The following is a 23,115-nucleotide window of genomic DNA, read 5'->3' as shown; positions in this document are numbered from 1 at the left end:
AAATGGGAGACGTTATTGATATATATGGTTTATCACCTTTGCAAAAAGGAATACTGTTTCATACTTTATACGATCAAGATGATGAACATTCTTTTTCCTATATTGTACAAGTAGGTTTCTTGCTCGGGGGGCAATTGGATGTTGATACTTTTGAAAAGGCTTGGGAATATGTTATTAATCGACATGAGGTTTTACGTTCAGTATTTGTATGGGAGGAAGTAGAAAAGCCACTACAAGCGGTTTACCAACGTCTTCCTTTTACTATTCATCAAGAGGATTGGAGCACCTATCCACATGAGGAAAGGGTGAAGAAATTACAACAGTTTTTGAATGTAGATCGTAGAAAAGGATTTTTATTGGATGAAGCACCATTGATGAGAGTCACTGCGATTAAAGAAGCAAAAGAGGAAACGAGAATTATTTGGACACATCATCATATTTTGCTAGATGGATGGAGTGTGTCATTGGTCTTTAGTGAAGTGATGGAAGTTTATCTCAAGATGATAAAGGGAGAATTATTGACTCTTCCTAAATCTCTTCCTTATAAAAAATATATCCAGTGGATAAATAAACAAGATCAAAGTCAAGCAGAGGAATTTTGGAAAGAAGAATTAAAAGGGTTCTATGCACCTACGCCATTAGCAATGGAAAGAAAGGATCAAGGACAAGAGAAGGGCTATGGAGAGTGTGTTTATCAAGTATCTGAGAAACTTACTGAGAAGTTACAAGAGTGGGTACGAAATAGTCGATTAACGTTGAATACGTTAGTACAAGGTGCATGGGCTTATTTGATGAGTAGGTATAGCGGTGACAGTGACGTCGTATTTGGCGTAACTAGCGCTGGACGTCCTACTGATTTAATGGGAGCAGAGAATATGGTGGGGCTATTTATTAACACATTACCTACCAGAATTCGATTAACGGATAATACATCAGTAGTAGATTGGCTTCGTAAAATACAAATGAAAGAAATGGAACGAAGACAGTATGAGTATAATTCGTTGATAGATATTCAAGGCTGGAGTGAGGTTCCGCGAAATAGCTCCTTATTCCATACCTTGTATGTGTTTGAAAATTATCCAATTCAAGGTGAGAGAAATGATGATTTAAGATTACTAGATGTTACAAGCACGGAACAAACAAATTATCCTTTAACACTCATTGTAATGCCCGGTAAGAAAATTACTTTAAAGTTGATGTATGATCGAAGCTATTTTAATGAAGAAACAATAAATCTGATTCAGAATCACTTATTGCAAATATTAATTCAGATGACGAAGAGCCTAGATTCAAAACTATTTGAAATTACTCATTTAACAGAAGAAGAACAGATACAGTTACTAGAGGAATGGAATCATACTCAATTTAATTATTCGGCTGAAGGCATGATTCATACGATGTTTGAGGAGCAAGTTAAAAAAACACCGGAAGCAATCGCGGCTAGTTACGAAAATGAACAAATTACCTATAAAGAGTTGGAGAAGCGTGCAAATCAGCTAGCTCATTATCTACAAAAGCATGGTGTAGGCCCAGAGTCTCTAGTTGGGGTATATATGGAACGTTCATTACAAATGATGATAGCGTTATTAGGTATTCTAAAATCAGGAGCAGCGTATGTTCCACTTGACCCTACTTATCCAGAGAGTCGACTTCGATATATATTAGAGGATGCTGGAATCGAAGTACTAGTGACGGAAGAGAATTCTAAAAATTTGTTTGTATCTGAAAATATAGAAACGATTTGTATGAATAAAGATTACACTGCAATTGAAAAAGAAGAATCAACCCCATGTATAAGTGGTGTAACAGGAGAAAATTTAGCGTATGTTATGTATACTTCAGGATCTACAGGGAATCCAAAGGGAGTAATGATTGAGCATCATTCAGTAATTAATTATCTAGAATGGATGCAACATAAATATCCGCTTTCTGAAAAGGATGTGGTCTTGCAGAAAACGCCATTCTCATTTGATGTCTCTGTTTGGGAATTGTTTTGGGGCATTCACGTTGGTGCAAGTGTATCTTTCCTACCTCCAGGTGGAGAAAAAGATCCTTCTATTATAGCTGAAGTGATTAAACAACATCAGGTTACTATAGTTCAATTTGTACCTTCGATGTTATCTGTTTTCTTAGACCACTTCAATCATATTGAATTGAACATGAATTGTTCGTCCGTACGCCATGTATTTTCTGGTGGAGAAGAACTAAGTTCAGGGTTGGTTAGACGATTTCAACAGAAATGGAATTATAGTGGACAAGTGAAATTAACCAACTTTTATGGGCCAACTGAAGCCACTATTTATGTGAATGCATTTGATATTCAGCCTAATCAAGAATTTGTTTCTATTGGGCAGCCAATACAGAACACGCAATTATATGTATTAGACCAAAATCAACGCTTGCAATCAATAGGAATTGAGGGTGAGTTATATATTGGTGGTGCTGGTTTAGCACGTGGATACTTAAATCGTCCGAATCTTACTGCTGAAAAATTCGTTTCGCATCCATATCGATTTGGGGAACGACTATATCGAACAGGAGATTCAGTAAGATATTTAACTGATGGAAATTTAGAATTTATAGGTAGAATGGACCACCAAGTCAAAATGCGTGGTTTTAGGATTGAATTAGGAGAAATTGAAGCGACTTTAGAAAAATGTTCGTTTATTAAAGAGGCTGTCGTATTAGTTAGAGAAGATCGTCCAGGTGATCAACGATTGGTTGCATATGTAATAAGCGATGGAAATACCGAGGAGTGGAGAGAGTATTTACAAAAACAATTACCAAATCATATGATTCCAGCGCACTTTATAGAGTTAGAACACTTCCCGCTTACTCCAAATGGGAAAATTGACCGAAAGGCCTTGCCAGCACCTGATGAGCAAGCTATTGAAGATTTAAATGTGCTACCTCGGACGCCATCGGAAGAGCTTATTGCCTCGGTTTGGAGTCAAGTGTTAGGAACAGAAAATATTGGCATTCAGGATTCCTTCTTTGAACGTGGTGGGCACTCACTACTTGCTACTCAAATTGTCTCTCGATTGCAAGAACTGTTCCAAATTAAAATTCCATTACGTGAACTTTTCAAGCACGATACAGTGGAAGCATTGGCGAAACGAGTGGATCAGTTACGAAAAGAAGATAAAAAACGAGAGGTTGCTCCTCTTGTACCTATGAAACGAGAAGAAGTTATCCCACTTTCCTATGCGCAGAAACGTCTATGGTTCATTGATCAATTAATGCCAAATAGTGCTATGTACAATATCCATGCAGCGTGTCGCTTAACAGGTGAATGGTCAATTGAAGCATTGGAGGTCGGATGGAATCAATTGTTGGAGCGTCATGAATCATTAAGGACGACAATTCTAGAACAAGAGGGTGAACCTTTTCAACAAGTTCAATCTCATGTGTTCAGGCATATTCCTCAAACGAATCTAACAGATCTTTCTTTGGAAGATAGGGAAAGAGAAATGAAACGCCTTATTCAAAACGAGGCGGAGGAACCATTTCATTTTGGACAAGGTCCTCTGATTCGAACACGAATATTGAAAGTGGACAGGGAAGAATGGGTTCTCATTTGTACGATGCATCATATTATTTCAGATGGATGGTCAATGGGAATCTTACTTGAAGAATGGATGGCTTTTTATGAAGGAGCACTAACCGGAAAACCAGTGGAATTGAAGGAGTTATCTATCCAATATGCAGATTTTGTTATGTGGCAGAAGGAATGGCAAAAAGAGGAGAGTTTGAATCAGCATCTTCAATATTGGAAGGAAGAATTATCTGGGGAACTACCGGTTTTACAATTACCGATGGATCGTCCTCGACCTGCAGTTCAAACCCATCGTGGTGCAAGTCAGTCCTTAATAGTGGCGAATTCCTTACAGGAAAAGCTCAAAGATTTAAGTTTGCAAGAAGGATGCACTTTATTTATGACATTGATGGCAGCGTATCAAAGCTTCCTTTCTCGTTATACAGGACAGGACGACATTATAGTTGGAAGCCCCATCGCTAATCGAAATGTGAAAGAGATTGAGGGATTAATAGGATTCTTTGCAAATACGTTAGTTTATCGAGCTGATTTCAGTGGAAATCCGACGTTCCAAGAACTATTGTCGCAGATAAGAAAAAAAGCACTAAAAGCATACGAGTATCAGGACATCCCATTTGAGAAAGTGGTAGAATCCGTAAAACCTGAACGGAATACAAGTCATTCACCAATATTCCAAACTATGTTTACTTTACAGAATACGAAACAAGAGTTTCTTCAGCTATCCGAAAGACAAATGGAACTCATGGAAAGCTATGTTTCTGTTGCCAAATTTGATTTGAGTTTATTTGCTTCTGAGACGGAAGAAGGATTATCACTAACCTTTGAATATAATACTGATTTGTTTAATGATACAACCATTAAACGTATGGTAAATCATTTTGAACATTGGTTAAATCAAATTGCCTCTTATCCAAAATGTTTATTATCAGAATTGAATATGTTATCGAAAGTGGAATATAAGCAACTACTAGAGGAATGGAATGAATCAGCCGTTATAGATATAGAAGATAGTACGATTCATACAATGTTTGAAGAACAAGTGGAAAAAACACCAGAAGCAATTGCAGTAGTGTGCGAAGATGAAGAACTAACATATCGAGAGTTGGACGAACGCTCGAATCAGTTGGCACATTATTTACAAAAAAATGGTGTAACATGCGAATCATTAGTTGGGATTTGCGTTACACGTTCATCCGAGATGATTGTCGGTCTCTTAGGAATTATGAAGGCGGGAGGAGCATATGTCCCAATTGATCCAGCGTATCCGGAAAGTCGACTGCAGTACATTTTAGAAGATGCTCAAATAAAGGTACTGGTGACACAGGAAAAGTTACAACAAAAAATGGTTATACCTACATTCGTTAACGTTATTTGTATTGATCGTAATCGAGTAGAAATAGAACAAGAAGTTACTACGGTATGCACGAGTGAAGTGACGGGTGATAACTTAGCCTATATTATCTATACTTCAGGTTCCACGGGAAATCCAAAGGGAGTAATGATTGAGCACAGGAATACAGTAACAATGATTCATTGGGCGCATCATACGTATTCTCGAAAGGAATTAGCGGGAGTATTAGCTTCAACTTCACTATCTTTTGATTTATCTGTTTTTGAAGTATTTGTTCCCTTAACGATGGGTGGTAAGGTGATTGTCGCTGAAAATGCTCTACATCTAGACAAGTTGTCTACCAAAGGTGTGACTTTGGTTAATACTGTGCCATCGGCAGCAAAGGAACTGGTTCGAGCAAAAACAATTCCTTCTTCAGTAAAGGTAATGAATTTGGCTGGAGAACCGTTACCATATCCGCTTGTTCAAGATTTATACGAGAGAAGTACGATTGAGAAGGTGTTCAACTTATATGGACCGTCTGAAGATACTACGTATTCCACGTATATGGAATTAGAAAAGGGTGTCATGCATAGGGTACCACCAATTGGTAAACCAATCTTCAATACAGAAGTATATGTATTGAGTGCTGAACAAAAAATGGTTCCAATTGGTGTAGTTGGTGAGTTGTACATTGGTGGATCAGGGTTAGCACGTGGATATTTAAAACGCCCTGACTTAACGAAAAATCGATTTATAACGCATCCGTTTAAAGAAGACGAGCGAGTATACCGGACTGGAGATCTAGTAAGGTATTTGCCGGATGGAAATTTGGAGTATGTTGGACGAATTGATCATCAGGTGAAAATTCGTGGGTTCCGGATTGAACTAGGAGAAATCGAAGCGGTATTACAAAAGCATACATTAGTTAACGAAGCTATTGTGATGGTGCGGGAAGATTATCCTGGCGATCCACGTTTGATTGCCTATGTTGTAGGAGACGGGGATGCTCAAAAGTGGCGTGATTATCTCAAGGAACAACTACCAAACTATATGATTCCATCCTATTTTGTTGGATTAAATGCATTTCCACTTACTCCTAATGGGAAAATTGATAGGAAGGCTTTACCAGCACCAGAGAAGCAGGAGATAGCAAGTTGTTATATTGCTCCTCGTACGTCTACGGAAAAAACAATTGTTTCGATATGGCATGAAGTTTTAGGTATGGAAAACATCGGAATTCAAGATTCGTTTTTTGAAATTGGTGGACATTCATTACTTGCTACGCAAGCTGTTTCCAATCTTAAAGAGGCTTTTGGAATCGAGATACCATTGCATGATTTATTTATGTTTCATACGGTGCAGCAATTGGCAGAACAGATTGATCAATTGCTCGATAACAAAAATCAAGAAATGCAGAATGATAGTAAGGAGAATATAAGCCTTCAAGATTATATTCAAAAAGAAGCAGAAGTCAGTAATGATGAAGAATTACTGGAACTGCTTAAGCAATTAGAAGAGTTATCAGAGGAAGAAGCACAAGGGATATTTGAGAGTAATTTGATTGAGGAAGGGGTAAAAAAATGAGAAGTGATTTACTTGCAAAGCTGAGTTCACTTTCTCCTGAGAAGAGAGCATGGCTTCAGAAGCAAATGCAAAAAAAGGAGAATAAAGAAGCACTCCCGTTGTCTTATGCACAACAACGTTTGTGGTTTATGGACAGATTTAACCCAAACAGTTCTTTATATAATATTCCAACAGTATGGCATCTAAAAGGAAATTGGATACCTGAAGCATTAGAGAAGGGATTCAATCGACTCATTGAACGTCATGAATCATTACGAACTGTTTTTAAAGAAATAGGAGAACAGCCTGTGCAACAAATTGTCGAATTCCTTCCTAGAGCATTACCTGTAAGGGATTACTCTCAACTTCCTCTAGAAGTAAAAGAAAAAGAGGTAGATAGTTTAATTGCGAGAGAAGCGCAAGAACCATTTGATTTAATGAATGGTCCTTTAATTCGTAATCAGCTTGTTCAATTAGAGAAGGATGAATGGTTATTACTGTGTACGATGCATCATATTATTTCTGATGCTTGGTCCATTGGTATATTCATGAATGAATGCCTTGCTTTCTATGAAGAAGAAACGGGCGGAAATCCTGCTAAATTAAGTTCATTATCTATTCAATATGCAGACTTTGCGAAGTGGCAAAAGGGGTGGTTACAAGGTGATGTGCTAAATCGTCAGCTTACGTATTGGCAGGAAGAATTGTCTGGTGAGCTTCCTATCTTACAACTGCCAGTGGATCGACCTCGACCGGTTAAGCAGACTTACTCTGGGGCTGCGCATCATGTGATTTTTCCTTATAAATTGCTCAGTCAATTGAAGGATATAAGTCGACAAGAAGGGTCCACTTTATTTATGACTTTAATGGCCGCATACCAGAGCTTTCTTGCTCGTTATACGGGACAAAAAGATATTCTAGTTGGTAGCCCGATTGCAAATCGGAACCATAAGGGAGTAGAAGGATTAATTGGTTTCTTTGTTAATACGTTGGTTTATCGATCAGATTTGAGTGGCACCCCTACTTTTCGGGAGATTTTGAACCAAACAAAGAAAAAGGCGTTAAAAGCTTACGAATATCAAGATATACCATTTGAAAAAGTGGTAGAAGCTGTGCAACCTGAACGAAGCATGAGTCATTCCCCTATATTTCAGACCATGTTTACGCTACAGAATATAAAACAAGAACGACTAGATTTGCCTGATAGAAGTATTGAAATGGTAGAAAGTAATATGTCTATTGCTAAATTTGATTTGAGCTTAACTGCCTACGAAGTGGAAGAAGGTCTATTCGTCTCATTTGAATACAACACGGATTTATTTGATAGTAGTACCATTGCACGTATGGCAGGACATTTTGAGAACTGGCTAAATGAAATCACGTATCATCCAGATGAATCATATACAAAGCTGTCAATGTTATCGGATACTGAGCAAAAACAACTCCTAGAAGAATGGAATGATACGGACGTAGTTTATGGTCATGATTGTATGATTCATGAGCTATTTGAGCAGCAAGTTGCACGGACACCTGACGCAGTGGCGGTAGTTTATGAGGGTGGAAAGCTAACGTATCAAGAACTAAATGAAAAATCGAATCAATTGGCACATTTTCTACAAAAACGAGGTATCGGACCTGAATCATTAGTTGGTATATGTATTGAACGTTCTCCTGATATGATTATCGGTCTCTTTGGGATTTTGAAGGCAGGTGGGGCTTATGTCCCACTGGACCCAAGTTATCCTGAAAACCGCCTGAGATATATTTTGGAGAATTCACAAATTCAAGTGCTGTTAACAAAAGAGGCACTACAGGACTGGTTACCTAAAGATATTCAAGCAATTTGTTTAGACCGGGATCAAGTAATGATTTCTAAAGAGAGTAATTTAGCTCCGGTGAGTGGAGTAACAGCAAATAACTTAGCCTATATTATATACACTTCGGGTTCGACAGGAAATCCAAAGGGGGTAATGATTGAACATCATTCTGTTATCAATCGCCTACAGTGGATGCAGAAAAAATACCCATTGTCTGAGGAGGATACAATCCTACAAAAGACACCGTTTTCGTTTGATGTTTCTGTCTGGGAATTATTTTGGTGGTCATTTGTAGGAGCACGTGTTTGTTTACTTCCACCAGGAGGAGAGAAAGATCCTGCGGTGATTGAGGAGTATATTGAACGATACCGTGTGTCCACCATGCATTTTGTTCCGTCGATGTTATCTACTTTCTTAGATTATATGGAATTATATAATTCGAAAAGGGATGTATCGTCTTTAATTCAAGTTTTTACTAGTGGAGAAGCGTTAAACACTGAACAGGTTCGCCGGTTTAAGGGGATCTTTTACAATGCTCAGCAAACAAAGTTAATTAACTTGTATGGTCCTACTGAAGCGACTGTGGATGTTACTTATTACGATTGTGATTTAGAAAAAGAAGCAATGATTATTCCGATTGGTCGTCCAATTGATAATACAGAGTTGTATGTGTTAGATCAATATCAACAAGTGGTCCCGATTGGTGTGGCAGGGGAACTTTACCTTGGAGGAGTAGGATTGGCACGTGGCTACTTCAATCGACCGGATTTAACTACTGAACGTTTTATTCCGCATCCTTTTAAGGACGGGGAACGATTATATCGAACGGGTGACTTGGTGAGATATATGAATGATCGTAACTTAGAATATATTGGAAGAATAGATAACCAAGTTAAAATTAGAGGATTCCGAATTGAATTGGGAGAAATTGAAGCAGCTTTACATGATCACTCATCTGTAAAAGAGGCAGTCGTGTTGGTGAAGGAAGAACGACCAGGAGATAAGCAGTTAGTAGCTTATGTAGTGGGTGAAGGGGATGCTGGAGAATGGCGTGAATATCTCAAGAAGCAATTACCACATTATATGGTTCCGGCATACTTTTTCCAAATTGAAGGTATGCCACTCACTCCAAATGGTAAAGTGAATCGGAAAGCATTATTGGAATTAGAAGAACAGTTCATAAGTGAAGATATTACTTTATCACGAACACCAGTGGAGGAGCTCATCGTTTCCGTTTGGAGCCAAGTGTTAGGAATAAAAAATATTAGTGTTCAGGATTCCTTTTTTGAAATCGGTGGTCATTCACTACTAGCTACTCAAGTAGTGTCACGTTTACAGAGAATTTTTCAAATCGAATTACCAGTACGTGAACTATTTGAATATACAACGGTGGAGTCACTGGCAAAGCGATTAGAACAGTTACGTAAAGGAGATAAAAAACGAGAGATTCCGCCACTAATACCAATGAAACGAGGAGAAGCTATTCCACTATCTTATGCCCAACAACGTTTATGGTTTATTGATCAATTTACACCTAATAGTGCCCTTTACAATATGCCAATGGTATGCCGTCTTACAGGGAATTGGCTACTTGAAGCATTGGAAACGGGATGGAATCAACTAATAGAACGTCATGAATCACTGCGGACGGTCTTTCAAGAGGTGAATGGTCAACCCGTACAGCAAATTGAACCGTATGCTTTTCAATCAATTCCGAAAACGGATTTAACTATGCTTTCTTCTGAAGACCGAGAAGAAGAAGTTAAACGTTTAATTCAACAAGAAACAGAAGTACCATTTGATTTAACAGAGGGTCCATTAATCAGGACAAGTATTTTGCACGTGGGAGAGGAAGAATGGATACTCCTTTGTACTCTACATCATATCATTTCAGATGGATGGTCAATGGGAATCCTACTTGAAGAATGGATGGCATTTTATGAGAAAGCAACGGATGGAAAGATAGCGGAACTTGAACCATTACCGGTTCAATATGCCGACTTTGCTCAGTGGCAAAAAGGATGGTTAAAGGAGGAGGTGCTTGATCAACAACTCCAATATTGGAGGGAAGAATTGTCTGGGGAGCTTCCTGTACTCCAACTTCCTGTGGATCGCCCGCGTTCCGCAATACAAACTCATCACGGGTCGACATACACTATGGTTCTGCCAAGCACGCTACATGATAAATTGAATGAACTTAGTCGAAAAGAAGGGGCTACGCTCTTCATGACGCTTTTAGCTGCATATCAAAGCTTTCTATCTCGTTATACGGGACAAGAAGATATTCTGGTCGGAAGCCCAATTGCGAATCGGAATTATAGAGAAATTGAAGGACTAATTGGTTTCTTCGTTAACACGCTGGTTTATCGAGCTAATTTGAGTGGTAGACCGACATTTCAAGATGTACTGTATCAGGTTCGTCAAAAGGCATTGAAGGCGTATGAATATCAAGATATTCCATTTGAAAAAATTGTAGAAGTTGTGCAACCGGAGCGAAGTACAAGTCATTCGCCAATTTTCCAGACTATGTTCATCTTGCAAAATATGAAACAAGAGTTACCGGTGTTATCTAGTAGAAGTATTGAAATGATAGAAAGCCATAGTCCAATTGCAAAGTTTGATTTAAGTGTAATGGCAGTTGAGACGGAAGAGGGATTACTTTTTACTTTTGAGTACAATAAGGATTTATTCAATGCTACTACTATTGAACGGATGGCAGGACACTTTGAGAAATGGCTACATGAAGTTTCTCATCGCCCACAAAATCCGCTGCATGACCTGAGCATGCTATCAGAAACCGAGCGTACTTTGTTATTAGAAACATGGAATGACACTGTAATGGAAATGTCTCATCAGGGTCTTATTTGCGACAAATTTGAGGAGCAAGTAGCAAGGCGTCCTGATGCGATTGCGATAGTTGATCAAACAAAACAGTGGACTTATGGTGAATTGGATACACAAGCAAATCAGTTGGCAAATGTTTTACAGCGAAAGGGAGTAGCCCCAGAGTCAGTGGTAGGGGTTTATCTTCCGAGATCAGCTGAGCTGATGGTAAGTTTACTAGGCATTTTAAAAGCTGGTGGAGCTTATGTCGTTTTAGATCCGTTGTATCCAAAATCAAGGTTAGAATACATGATTGAAGATGCAGGAATTCAATTTGTAGTGACGGCGGAAGGACAAGACGGACATTTCGCACACGTCGAAATGGTGAGGTTAGAAGAATTAACGGTGGAAAGCGTAATCGCACCTACACGTCAAATAAATCCAGAGAACTTAGCCTATATTGTTTATACCTCTGGTTCTACAGGAAAACCGAAGGGTGTAATGGTTGAATATCGCTCATTAATGAATATGGTTTCTTGGCATCAGGAAGTTTATCATATTTCAGCAGAGGATCGTGCGACTCAAATTGCAGGGGTTGCTTTTGATTCGGCTGTCCAGGAGATCTGGCCGTATCTAACTGCTGGCGCAGCACTCTACTTGTCAACAGAGGAACTGAGAATTAATCCAGAAGCACTAAGGGACTGGCTCATTGATTCACGAATAACAGCTAGCTTTGCACCTACGCCTATTCTGGAAAGGCTCTTGAAATTATCTTGGCCAGATAAAACGGATCTTCGTTTTATCATTACTGGTGGGGATCAATTAACGCAGTACCCATCTAACGATATTCCTTTTGCGGTAATTAATCAGTATGGTCCATCGGAAAATACCGTTGTTACCACAGATTGTTATGTACCTGTAGGAGTGACAACAGGTACGCCATCGATTGGTCGACCGATTGCAAATACAGAAGTTTATGTGTTAGATTCTCATCTTCAGCTAGTACCAATTGGCGTAATTGGAGATCTCTATATTGGAGGGAAGAGTCTTGCACGTGGATATGCTAATCGTCCGGATCTTACAAAGGAAAAATTTATTCCACATCCTTTCAAGTCAGGAGAACGTCTCTATTATACAGGAGACAAAGCAAGTTATCTTTCTGATGGTAATCTCCAGTTCCATGGACGTATAGATGACCAAGTAAAAATTCGTGGTTTCCGGATTGAATTGGGAGAAATAGAAGCTGTTTTGCAGGCACATTCTTCTGTGAAAGAAGCAGTTGTATTGGTACGAGAGGATAATCAAGGTGATAAGAGATTAGTAGCTTATGTAGTTGGTGAAGGAAGTGCCCATGAATGGCGAGAACATCTACAAACACATTTACCAAATTACATGGTTCCAACAAACTTTATTGAGATGGAATTTTTACCACTTACACCGAATGGAAAACTTGATTTGAAGGCATTGCCTATACTTAGTGAACAATCCGCTGAAAATACTGTATACCCAAGAACTCCGCTGGAAGAACTTATCGCTTCAGTGTGGAGTCAAGTGCTAGGAATAGGAGACATTGGTGTTCAGGATTCTTTCTTTGAGCTTGGTGGTCACTCTCTACTTGCTACACAAGTGGTCTCACGCTTACAGGAAGTCTTTCAAATCAAATTGCCAGTACGTGAACTGTTCGAATATTCAACGATCGAGGCATTAGCGAAACGAATGGATCAGTTACGTAAGGGGAATGAAAAACGAGAAATTCCACCATTGGTGCCGATGGAACGTGGAAATAATATTCCACTATCTTATGCCCAACAGCGCTTATGGTTTATTGATCAATTTGCACCTAATAGTGCACTTTATAATATGCCAATGGTATGCCGTCTTACAGGGAATTGGTTACCTGAGGCATTGGAGTTGGGATGGAATCAGTTGATAGAGCGTCATGAATCTTTGCGGACTGTATTTTATGAAGAGGATGGCCATCCTGTGCAGCAGATTCAACCGTACGTTTTCCGTCCGCTTCTGCAAATGGACTTAACTAAGCTTTCATTAGAGGAGCGAGAAAGAAAGTTGGAGCAATGGATTCAAACTGAAGTCGAATCTCCATTTGATTTAGAACAAGGGCCATTATTCCGTGGGAAACTCATAAGAATTTCAGAAGAAGAATGGATTCTTCTGTGTAATATGCATCATATTATCTCGGATGGGTGGTCGATGGAAATCTTGCTTCAAGAATGGATGGCATTTTATGAGAATGCGATTGGTGAAAAACAAGCAGAGCTGGAACCACTACCAGTTCAATATGCCGATTTTGCTCAGTGGCAAAGAGACTGGTTGAAAGATGAAGTACTATATCAACAACTTGCATATTGGAAGGAAGAATTATCTGGTGAGTTACCAGTCTTAATGTTGCCAATGGATCGTCCGCGTCCGCCAGTGCAAACCCACCATGGATTAACTCATAATGTTTTGTTGTCACGCTCATTACTGGATAAATTAAACGAACTAAGTCGTCAAGAAGGGGCCACACTTTTCATGACCTTATTGGCATCGTATCAAAGTTTCCTTGCTTGTTATACGGGACAAACGGATATTATTGTCGGCAGCCCAATTGCAAATCGAAATTATCGAGAAATTGAGGGGCTAATTGGTTTCTTTGTCAACACCTTGGTTTATCGAGCTGATTTAAGTAATGCACCGGCATTTCAAGAGTTGTTATCTCAAGTACGGATAAAAGCATTGAAGGCGTATGAGTATCAAGATGTTCCGTTTGAGAAAATTGTAGAGGTTATCCAACCTGAACGAAATACAAGTCATTCTCCGATTTTCCAAACCATGTTTACTTTGCAAAATACGGGACAGAAGCTACCAGAACTACATGGAAGAAATATAGAAGTAATGGAAAGTAATGCTCCGATCGCTAAGTTTGATTTAAGTTTAACTGCTGCAGAAGTGGAAGAGGGTTTATTACTTACTTTTGTTTATAGAACTGATTTATTTGACAGCTTAACTATTGAATCCATGGCTGAACATTTTGGGAACTGGTTGAATGTAATCGTAGAGAATTCTGATAAATCATTAGCTAAGTTGCCTATATTATCAGGATTACAGCAAAAACAGTTGGAGGAGTGGAATAATAATACTGTAGCATATCCACAGGAAAGTACGATTCATCAGCTGTTTGAAGAGCAAGTAAATCGTACACCTGATGCGGTAGCAGTGGTAGATGAAAAACAGCAGTTAACATATCGAGAGCTGAATGAAAAAGCTAATCAATTGGCCCACTATCTTCAGCAATGTGGGATTGGGACTGAATCATTAGTTGGAATTTGCTTTGAGCGTTCAGTTGAGATGATTGTTAGTATTATGGGGATCTGGAAGGCTGGAGCAGCATATGTTCCATTGGACCCATCATATCCAGAAAGTCGCCTACGATATATTTTGGAGGACACTGAAATCCAAGTATTAGTTACGAATGAGTCATTGGAAGGTTGGATACCCAAAGAAGTCAAGGCAGTTTGTCTAGATAGGGATCAGGCAATGATTTCAAAAGAAAGCATTTTTTCACCAAAATGTGAAGTAACAGGAGAAAACCTAGCGTATGTTATCTATACTTCGGGATCGACGGGGAATCCAAAGGGTGTCTTAATACAGCATCATTCTGTACTAAACTTGTCGCATGGTTTACAAAAAGAGGTTTTCGAACATGAGATACCATCTAACATGCATGTCGGTTTAAATGCGTCAATTGCCTTTGATGCATCTATTCAGCAATTACAAATGCTGCTTTATGGTTCAAGTTTGTATATTATTCCGAATGAAGTACGAAGTGATCCGGAACAGTTTGTAGCTTATATTAGGGAGAACAAGTTAGCAATCTTTGATATAACGCCTTCAATGCTTCAATTACTTATAGATGCCGGATTGTTAGAAACGTACGATGGTGTTCATGTTCCAAGTAAGGTATTGGTTGGCGGCGAAGCGATTATGCCGTCATTATGGGAACAGCTAGTAGAGACTGATAAAATACAGTTTTATAATGTATATGGTCCTACAGAATGTACGGTTGATGCAACATGCTATCATATTAAAAAAGATAGTAAGAGAGTAACAATTGGGCGTCCATTGCCTAACATCCAAACTTATGTATTAGATAGAAATAGGTTGCCAGTTCCAGTTGGTGTGATGGGGGAACTTTATATCGGAGGAGCAGGTCTAGCAAGGGGGTACTTGAATCGTCCAGAGTTAACATCCGAACGATTTATTTCTCATCCATTCAAAGAAGGCGAGAGGTTATATAGAACAGGTGATCTTATGAGATATCTTCCTGATGGTAATATAGACTACTTAGGAAGAATGGATAATCAAGTGAAGATTAGAGGATTTCGAATTGAACTTGGAGAGATTGAGTCGACCTTACAGGAGCATTACTTAGTAAAAGAGGCAGTTGTAATGGTTAGGGAAAATCAGTCGGGAGATAAGAGGCTGGTAGCTTATGTAGTGGGCGAAGGCAGTTTAGAAGAATGGCGAGAGTACCTTAAAACAAAACTGCCAATCCATATGATACCTTCCTACTTTGTCGAAATGAAAGAATTACCGCTAACCATAAATGGAAAGGTTGATCGGAAATCGTTACCTATACCAGATTATCAAGGAACAAAAGAAGGATACGTGGCCCCAAGAAATGAACGTGAACATAAGCTTTCTATCATTTGGGAACGTGTGCTAGGTTCAAAACGTATTGGTATGAATGATAACTTCTTTGAAATTGGTGGAGATTCAATTCTTAGCATTCAGATTGTCTCGCGCGCGAAGCAAGTTGGTTTACAATTGACACCAAAACAAATATTTGAACACCAAACGATTGCTGAGTTGGCGCAAGTAGTCAAAGAAGAACAAGGTGTACAAGCTGAACAGGGAATTATAACTGGAGAGACGATACTTACACCTATTCAGCAAAGGTTTTTTGCACAAAATCATCCTAACCCACATCATTGGAATCAATCCATGTTCTTTAGAACGAAAGAGAAATTGGACATAGGATCACTGGAAAAGGCGGCAGGTAACCTTCTACTTCATCATGATGCTCTGCGTTTAAGATATGAACGTTTATCTAATGGGGTTTGGAAACAGTGGAATGAAGGAATAGAAGAACAATTGATGCTTACTGTCATTTCATTAGACGAAGTGCCGGAAGCTGATTGGCATCAGGTTATTCAAAAAGAGATTAATGTTGCACAAGAAAGTTTGAATTTACATGATGGTCCGCTAATGAGAATGGTGTATTTTGATGAAGGTGAGCACGCTGGCCGATTATTTTGGACAATTCATCATTTAGCCGTGGATGGTGTTTCTTGGCGAATTTTATTGGAAGATTTGCAAACAGCATATACGCAAGTAGTCCAAGGGCAGAAAATTCAATTACCTATGAAGAGTACATCTTTTAAAGAATGGTCGGAGAAATTACATCATTACGCTGAAACTGGCCTATCAAAAGAAGTGCTACATTACTGGGAGGAGCAGGCTGAACAAGACGTAGTTAAATTGCCGGTAGATGGTACTATAAGTAATCCAGTAAGCGCAGTAACTGAGGAAATTACTGTGGTGTTAAATGAGAATGAGACCCGTATGTTATTGCAAGAGACTTTAAGCACTCACCGTGTCCAAATCAATGAAGTATTATTAGCAGCATTAGTACAAGCTACGGCAGCATGTACGGGGCAGCCGATATTGAGCGTAGATTTAGAGGGACATGGTCGAGAAGAGATTATTGAAGATGTTGATTTATCGAGAACTGTGGGATGGTTTACAAGTATTTACCCAGTTCATTTAAATATTACTAGTGCTAATACGCCAATTGAAGCATTAAAAGCAGTTAAAGAACAAGTTCGCAAAATTCCTAATAAGGGTGTTGATTATGGGGTGTTGCGTTACATGAACGCAACAATGTGTGAGCAATTAAGCTCCCAATATACACCGTCTATTAGTTTTAACTATCTTGGACAATTTGACCAAATGTTTTCTAGCGATGCAATGTTTATTCCGGAGAACGAATTTAAGCGTTTAGATCATGCTGCCGGTTCCAAGCGATCGCATGTAATTGATGTAATTGGGGTTGTAACGGATGGAAAACTTCAGTTCACTTGGGTATACAATGTTGGACAATTTGCCAAATCAACGATTCAAAGTATTGCACAGAATATGCTATATCAACTGAGTACATTGATTCAATTTTCAGATAGAGAATCTGCACTGACCATTTCGGATTTTGCAATGGCTAATCTTAGCCAAGAAGGTTTGACAAATGTACTAAACAAAATGCATCGCGGAAAGAACAATCAGATTACTGATTTATATCCACTATCACCTTTGCAAGAAGGTATGATTTTCCACACATTGCATGACCAAGGGGATGAACATGTTGCACCGTATATAGTGCAATTGAGTTTTATGATTCGAGGAAAAATGAATATTCCTACATTTGAGCAGGCGTGGAAATCTGTAATTCAGCGGCATGAAATTTTTCGTACAGGATTTGTATGGGACGAAATTGAAGAACCTGTACAAGTGGTGTATGAAAATATCCCATTTAAAGTGAATAAAGAAGACTGGCGTACAATGACAAGTGAAGAGATAGAGGAAAAAAGAAAAGTCTTTTTGGCATTAGATCGAAAACAAGCCTTCCAATTTGATGAAGCACCATTGATGCGGGTAACAGTCATTCAAGAAGGTGAGGAAGAATATCGGATTGTTTGGACCCATCACCATATTTTACTGGATGGATGGAGTTTACCATTAGTATTTAATGAATTACTTACAGTCTATCAGAAGAGAATGAATGGAGAAGCTGTGAAGTTACCTAAGTCCTCACCATATAAGAAATATATCCAATGGTTAAGAGAGCGAGATAAGGAGCAGGCGGAACAATTCTGGAGAGAGAAGCTAAAAGGTTTTACTGCGCCAACTTTGCTGGGCTTAGAAAGTAAAGAGGAAGAAAAAGGTTACACAGAGAAGGTTACGTATTTATCAGAAGAGCAGACTCAAGCGTTACAAGGATGGGCGAAACGCAATAAACTTACTTTGAGTACAGTAATTCAAGGTGCATGGGCATATCTCATGAGCCGATATAGTGGAGAAAATGACATTGTTTTTGGTGTAACAAGCTCAGGGCGTTCTACGGAGATTATTGATGTTGAAAACATCGTAGGTCCTTTCATTACAACGTCACCGACGCGAATTCAATTGATGGATGATATAAAATTAATAGATTGGTTGCAGAAGATACAAGAGGAAGAGATAGAAAGAAGACAATATGAGTATGCTTCTTTGACAGAGATTCAGGGGTGGAGTGAAGTTCCTAGAGGAATACCGCTGTTCAATAGTTTATATGTGTTTGAAAATTATCCAGTGAAAGAGGAGTCTTCAGAAAATCTGGAAATTGGTGAATTGGAAGGGGTAGAACAAACCCACTACCCATTAGGGTTAGCTGTAGTTCCAGGAATCCAGTTATCGTTAAAGTTAATGTATGACCGTAGTAAGTTTAATAGAGTAACCATTGAACGAATGCTGGGTCATTTACACAAAGTGTTAATGCAAATGCTCAAAAACATTGATCACAATCTATCGGAGCTAGTATATATTACGGAAGCTGAACAAAGAAAGCTATTGGAAGAATGGAATAATAATACTATATCCTATCCACGTGAGAATGCAATTCATCAACTATTCGAAGAGCAAGTAAATCGTACGCCTGACGCGTTGGCAGTGGTAGATGAAAAACAGCAACTAACATATCGAGAGCTGAATGAAAGAGCTAATCAATTAGCCCATCATTTACAGAAATGTGGAATTGGGACAGAGTCATTAGTTGGCCTCTGCTTTGAGCGTTCAGTTGAGATGGTTGTTGGTCTCATGGGAATTTGGAAGGCTGGAGCAGCCTATGTTCCATTAGATCCATCGAATCCGGAAAGCCGCCTACAATATATTTTAGAAGACACAGGAATTAAAGTGTTAGTTACAAATGAAGTATTACTAGGCTGGATTCCTAAAGACATTAAGACAGTTTGCCTAGATAGGGACCAAGCAATGCTTTCTCAAGAAAGCAAACTTTCACCAATATGTGAGGTAACAGGGGAAAACTTAGCGTATGTTATCTACACTTCTGGTTCGACAGGGAATCCAAAGGGAGCTTTAGTACAGCACCATTCTGTAATAAACCTATCATATGGTTTACAAAAAGAAGTTTTCTCACATGAGATACCTAGTAATATGCGCGTTGGTTTGAATGCATCAATTGCCTTTGATGTATCTATTCAGCAATTACAAATGCTGCTTTATGGTTCAAGTTTATATATTATTCCAAGTGAAGTTCGCACTAATCCAGAACAATTTGTGTCCTATATTAGGGAGAATAAATTGGAAATGTTTGATATGACACCTTCATTACTTCAATTACTAATAGATGGAGGATTGCTAGAAATAAGTGCTGATGTTCATGTACCAAGCAAGATATTGGTCGGTGGTGAAGCAATCATGCCGTCATTATGGGAACAGCTAGTAGAGACTGAAAAGATTGATTTTTATAACGTATACGGTCCTACAGAATGTACAGTTGATGCAACATGCTATCATATCAAAAAAGATAGTAAGAGAGTAACAATTGGACGTCCATTGCCGAACGTTCAAACTTATGTATTGGATAAAAATTTGTTACCTGTTCCAGTTGGTGTAACAGGTGAGCTATATATTGGGGGTGCAGGTATAGCGAGAGAATACTTGAATCGCCCAGAATTAACAGCAGAGCGATTCATCTGTCATCCATTTAATGAAGAAGAGCGTTTATATCGTACGGGAGATTTGGTTCGTTATTTACCTGATGGTAATTTAGATTACTTGAGAAGAATTGATAATCAAGTGAAAATTAGGGGCTTTCGTATTGAACTTGAAGAGATTGAAGCGAGTATAGAGAGGCATCCATTGGTAAAAGAAGCAGTAGTTTTGGCAACAGAGGATAAATTAGGAGAGCAGAGATTGGTTGCTTATGTAGTTGGAGATGGTAGTATGCATGAGTGGCGTGAGTATCTCAAGACACAAGTACCAAATTATATGGTTCCCGCACACTTTATTAAGGTAGACGAGATTCCTCTTACAACGAATGGCAAAGTTGATCGAAAGGCATTGAACAATTTAACTATTCATAGAGAAAATAACTTCTCTACACCAATCATTCCAAGGGATGAAATTGAATATCAGTTGATTAAAATCTGGCAGGATGTGTTACAGATAGAAGATGTCTATGTAAATGATGATTTCTTTAATAGAGGAGGACACTCTCTCCTTGTAATTAAATTAGTTTCAAAAATTAGGGAGAAGTTTGGAAAAGAGATTAAGGTGTCTACATTGATTAAGAATCCAACAGTGGAAGGAATCGCATGCCTTATTCGTGATAAGCATGATATGACGAAATCAGTAGCAGCGCTAGTTTCACTACAAGAATCAGAGAAAAGACCTTTCTTCTGCGTTCATCCGTTTATGGGGAATGTATTCTGTTACATTCAACTAGCAAGATTGCTTAAGAGCCATTGTTCATTTTATGGTTTACAGAATCCTCTTATAGAAAAGAAAGAAATTGACGAGTTAACTTTGCCGGAAGTAATTCAACTTTACATCGAAGAAATAAAACGTGTTCAGCCAGAAGGTCCATATCGTCTTGGAGGATGGTCTTTAGGCGGTGCGATTGCTTATGAAATCGCAACTGTGCTAAAGAATCAAGGTGAGGAAGTTGAGTTGTTGATACTAATGGATACTAAAGTACCTTCAGAGCAAGATCGTAAAACAAGGGAGGATATGCTCTCATATATATCTGAACATTTCATTCCTAGAGATCTTACTGAGCAGGAAGAAGGGCTCGTTCATAAGCAAGATATGCTTGTAGAGCGACTAATTATGGAGGGAGTACTCCCGCCTGATGCAGATCTTATGAATTTGAAGCAAGTTATCAATGCTCATAGGAAATGCCTGAACTTAATGGCAGATCATGATTTAATACCATACTCTGGAGAAGTTCTCTACTTTAGTGCTGAGGAAGGAAAAGAGTTGTTTACAGATTGGGGACCTTTATTAAAAGGTAGAGTAAATAGGTATTCAGTCCCTGGATCACATGAGGAAATAGTAGACTTCCCCGCAGTTGAAAAGATAGCTAAGTACCTATTAAATGAATTTGAAGGGATAAAAGAAACATCCCTTTCATTAACCGAAAAGTAGAGAGTGCAAAAGATGCAACGCTATGAATGAAAAGGGGAGACCAATAACTGCAAATAAAGTGTAGGCAATAATGAATATATCAAGAGTATTAATTTTTAAGAGGATAATGGAAAATTTACTTGATAGAGACATAGAAACCTATATGAGTTGCTCATAGAATGATGTAAATCCTCTCTATTTTTTGTAATAGAAACTAATGCTTTGATGATATTATTGAGGAAAGGTGTATATTTTCATTGATATGTAAATATGCACCTTTTCTATTGTATTTGCAATTTAATAAAGTTAATTTGAATTTATGTAACGCACATATATGAAGCCATCTTTTAAAAAAGGAAGTGATTTATCATACACATTCAAGCTGTGAAAATACCAAAGAATATTGAAAGTCATTTGTTTAAGCAACTTAGTAACTTGGTTTCAAATGAGAAGAAAGAACGAATGAAGCGTTTATTAAACTCATGTGACGTTAATAGGACCCTGATAGGGGATTTACTAATCCGATCTCTAATCTGCCAAAAGTATAAAATTAATAATGAAGAAATTAGATTTAAATATAATGAGTATGGAAAACCTTTTGTTGAAAATTTTTCTGACTTTCATTTTAATCTGTCACATTCAGGAGAATGGGTGGTTTGTACTACTGCTAATTTTAATGTGGGTATTGATATAGAAAAGATTTCAGAGATAGAGGCTCTTAAATTAGCAAAAGAATTTTTTTCAGCGGATGAATTTTATGATATATCTAATATGAATTCTGATGAACAAATTAATTGTTTTTTTGATTTATGGACATTAAAAGAAAGCTATATAAAAACGATTGGAAAAGGGCTTTATACCCCATTAAATTCATTCTCTATAAAAAAAGAATCACGAACTTTAATTTCATACAAGAATATACCTAAAAACTTTTACTTTAAACAATATAACATTGATCCAAATTATAAGTTATCTGCTTGTGCAACAAGGGATGAATTTCCGCAAGAGATAATAATTAAAGACATTTATGCAATTTTCCAAAATATATACAAATTTGAAAGTAAGGAGAAAATCAATGCAGAAGACTAAACTTTTTTGCTTTCCACATGCTGGGGGATCTGCGTTTAGTTACGCAAAATGGAAAAATCACTTTAATCCATATATTGAGGTAGTCCCGATAGAGTTAGCTGGTAGAGGATATAGAATTGAAGAAAACTTGTACCAAAGTATGGAAGAGGCAGTAAATGATGTCTACAATAAAATAGTTATGCAGATAGATGATTCGCCCTACATTCTATTCGGGCATAGCATGGGAAGTTTGATCGCCTATGAAGTGGCCAGAAAAATAAAAGATTCTAAAAACGTATCGCCTGAATTTCTTGTTTTGTCCGGTAGAAATCATCCAAATAGTAAAATAAAAAATATCCGACATAATCTTTCTAATGAGCAATTTAAAAGAGAAGTTATTGCAATGGGAGGTACACCATCTGGGGTACTGCAATCAGAAGAATTAATGGAGATTTTTCTCCCTATTCTAAGAGCAGATTTTAAAATCGTTGAGACGTATATTCATGACAAAAATACACAACCATGTGATATTGATTTTCTTATATTTAATGGGGAAAATGATGAATTTACTACATATGATCAAGTAATAAAATGGGAACGATACACAAGTAAAACGTGTACTTTTCATTCTTTTGAAGGTAATCATTTCTTTCTAAATGAAAATATTGAAGAAATAGCAAATAGTATTAAAAGAAAGTTAGATTCTAAAAGATTAT

4 protein-coding genes are annotated in these 23,115 nt (G+C 38.0%); all 4 read left to right on the top strand.

Going from position 1 to position 23,115, the window contains the following annotated elements; translation table 11 throughout:
* Positions 1-2 precede the first annotated feature (2 nt).
* Positions 3-6,473: a non-ribosomal peptide synthetase gene (locus ACQGSG_RS14790; protein WP_097918586.1), complete on the top strand. Its 6,471-nt coding sequence runs from the start codon at positions 3-5 to the stop codon at positions 6,471-6,473.
* Entirely contained in the window at positions 6,470-21,352 is a 14,883-nt protein-coding gene (locus ACQGSG_RS14785; protein ID WP_426947566.1) for a non-ribosomal peptide synthase/polyketide synthase, read from the top strand. Before ACQGSG_RS14790 ends, ACQGSG_RS14785 begins: the two co-directional genes overlap by 4 nt.
* Positions 21,353-21,715: 363 nt before the next feature.
* Complete coding sequence (locus ACQGSG_RS14780; RefSeq protein WP_097842779.1) at positions 21,716-22,420, top strand: 4'-phosphopantetheinyl transferase family protein; 705 nt, start codon at positions 21,716-21,718, stop codon at positions 22,418-22,420.
* On the top strand, positions 22,407-23,115 hold a 709-nt coding region (locus ACQGSG_RS14775; protein WP_426947564.1), incomplete at its 3' end, for a thioesterase II family protein. The genes ACQGSG_RS14780 and ACQGSG_RS14775, both read left to right, overlap by 14 nt.

Source organism: Bacillus sp. GMa5/1, from assembly GCF_050172015.1.
Classification (GTDB): domain Bacteria; phylum Bacillota; class Bacilli; order Bacillales; family Bacillaceae_G; genus Bacillus_A; species Bacillus_A cereus.
The sequence above is the reverse complement of the archived record's forward strand: the minus strand, read 5'-3'. Positions and strand labels throughout refer to the sequence as shown.

Bases quoted from the DNA above. Each gene is read 5' to 3' on its own strand.
- ACQGSG_RS14785 (WP_426947566.1), top strand. From the start codon at position 6,470: ATGAGAAGTGATTTACTTGCAAAGCTGAGTTCACTTTCTCCTGAGAAG.
- ACQGSG_RS14790 (WP_097918586.1), top strand. From the start codon at position 3: ATGGGAGACGTTATTGATATATATGGTTTATCACCTTTGCAAAAAGGA.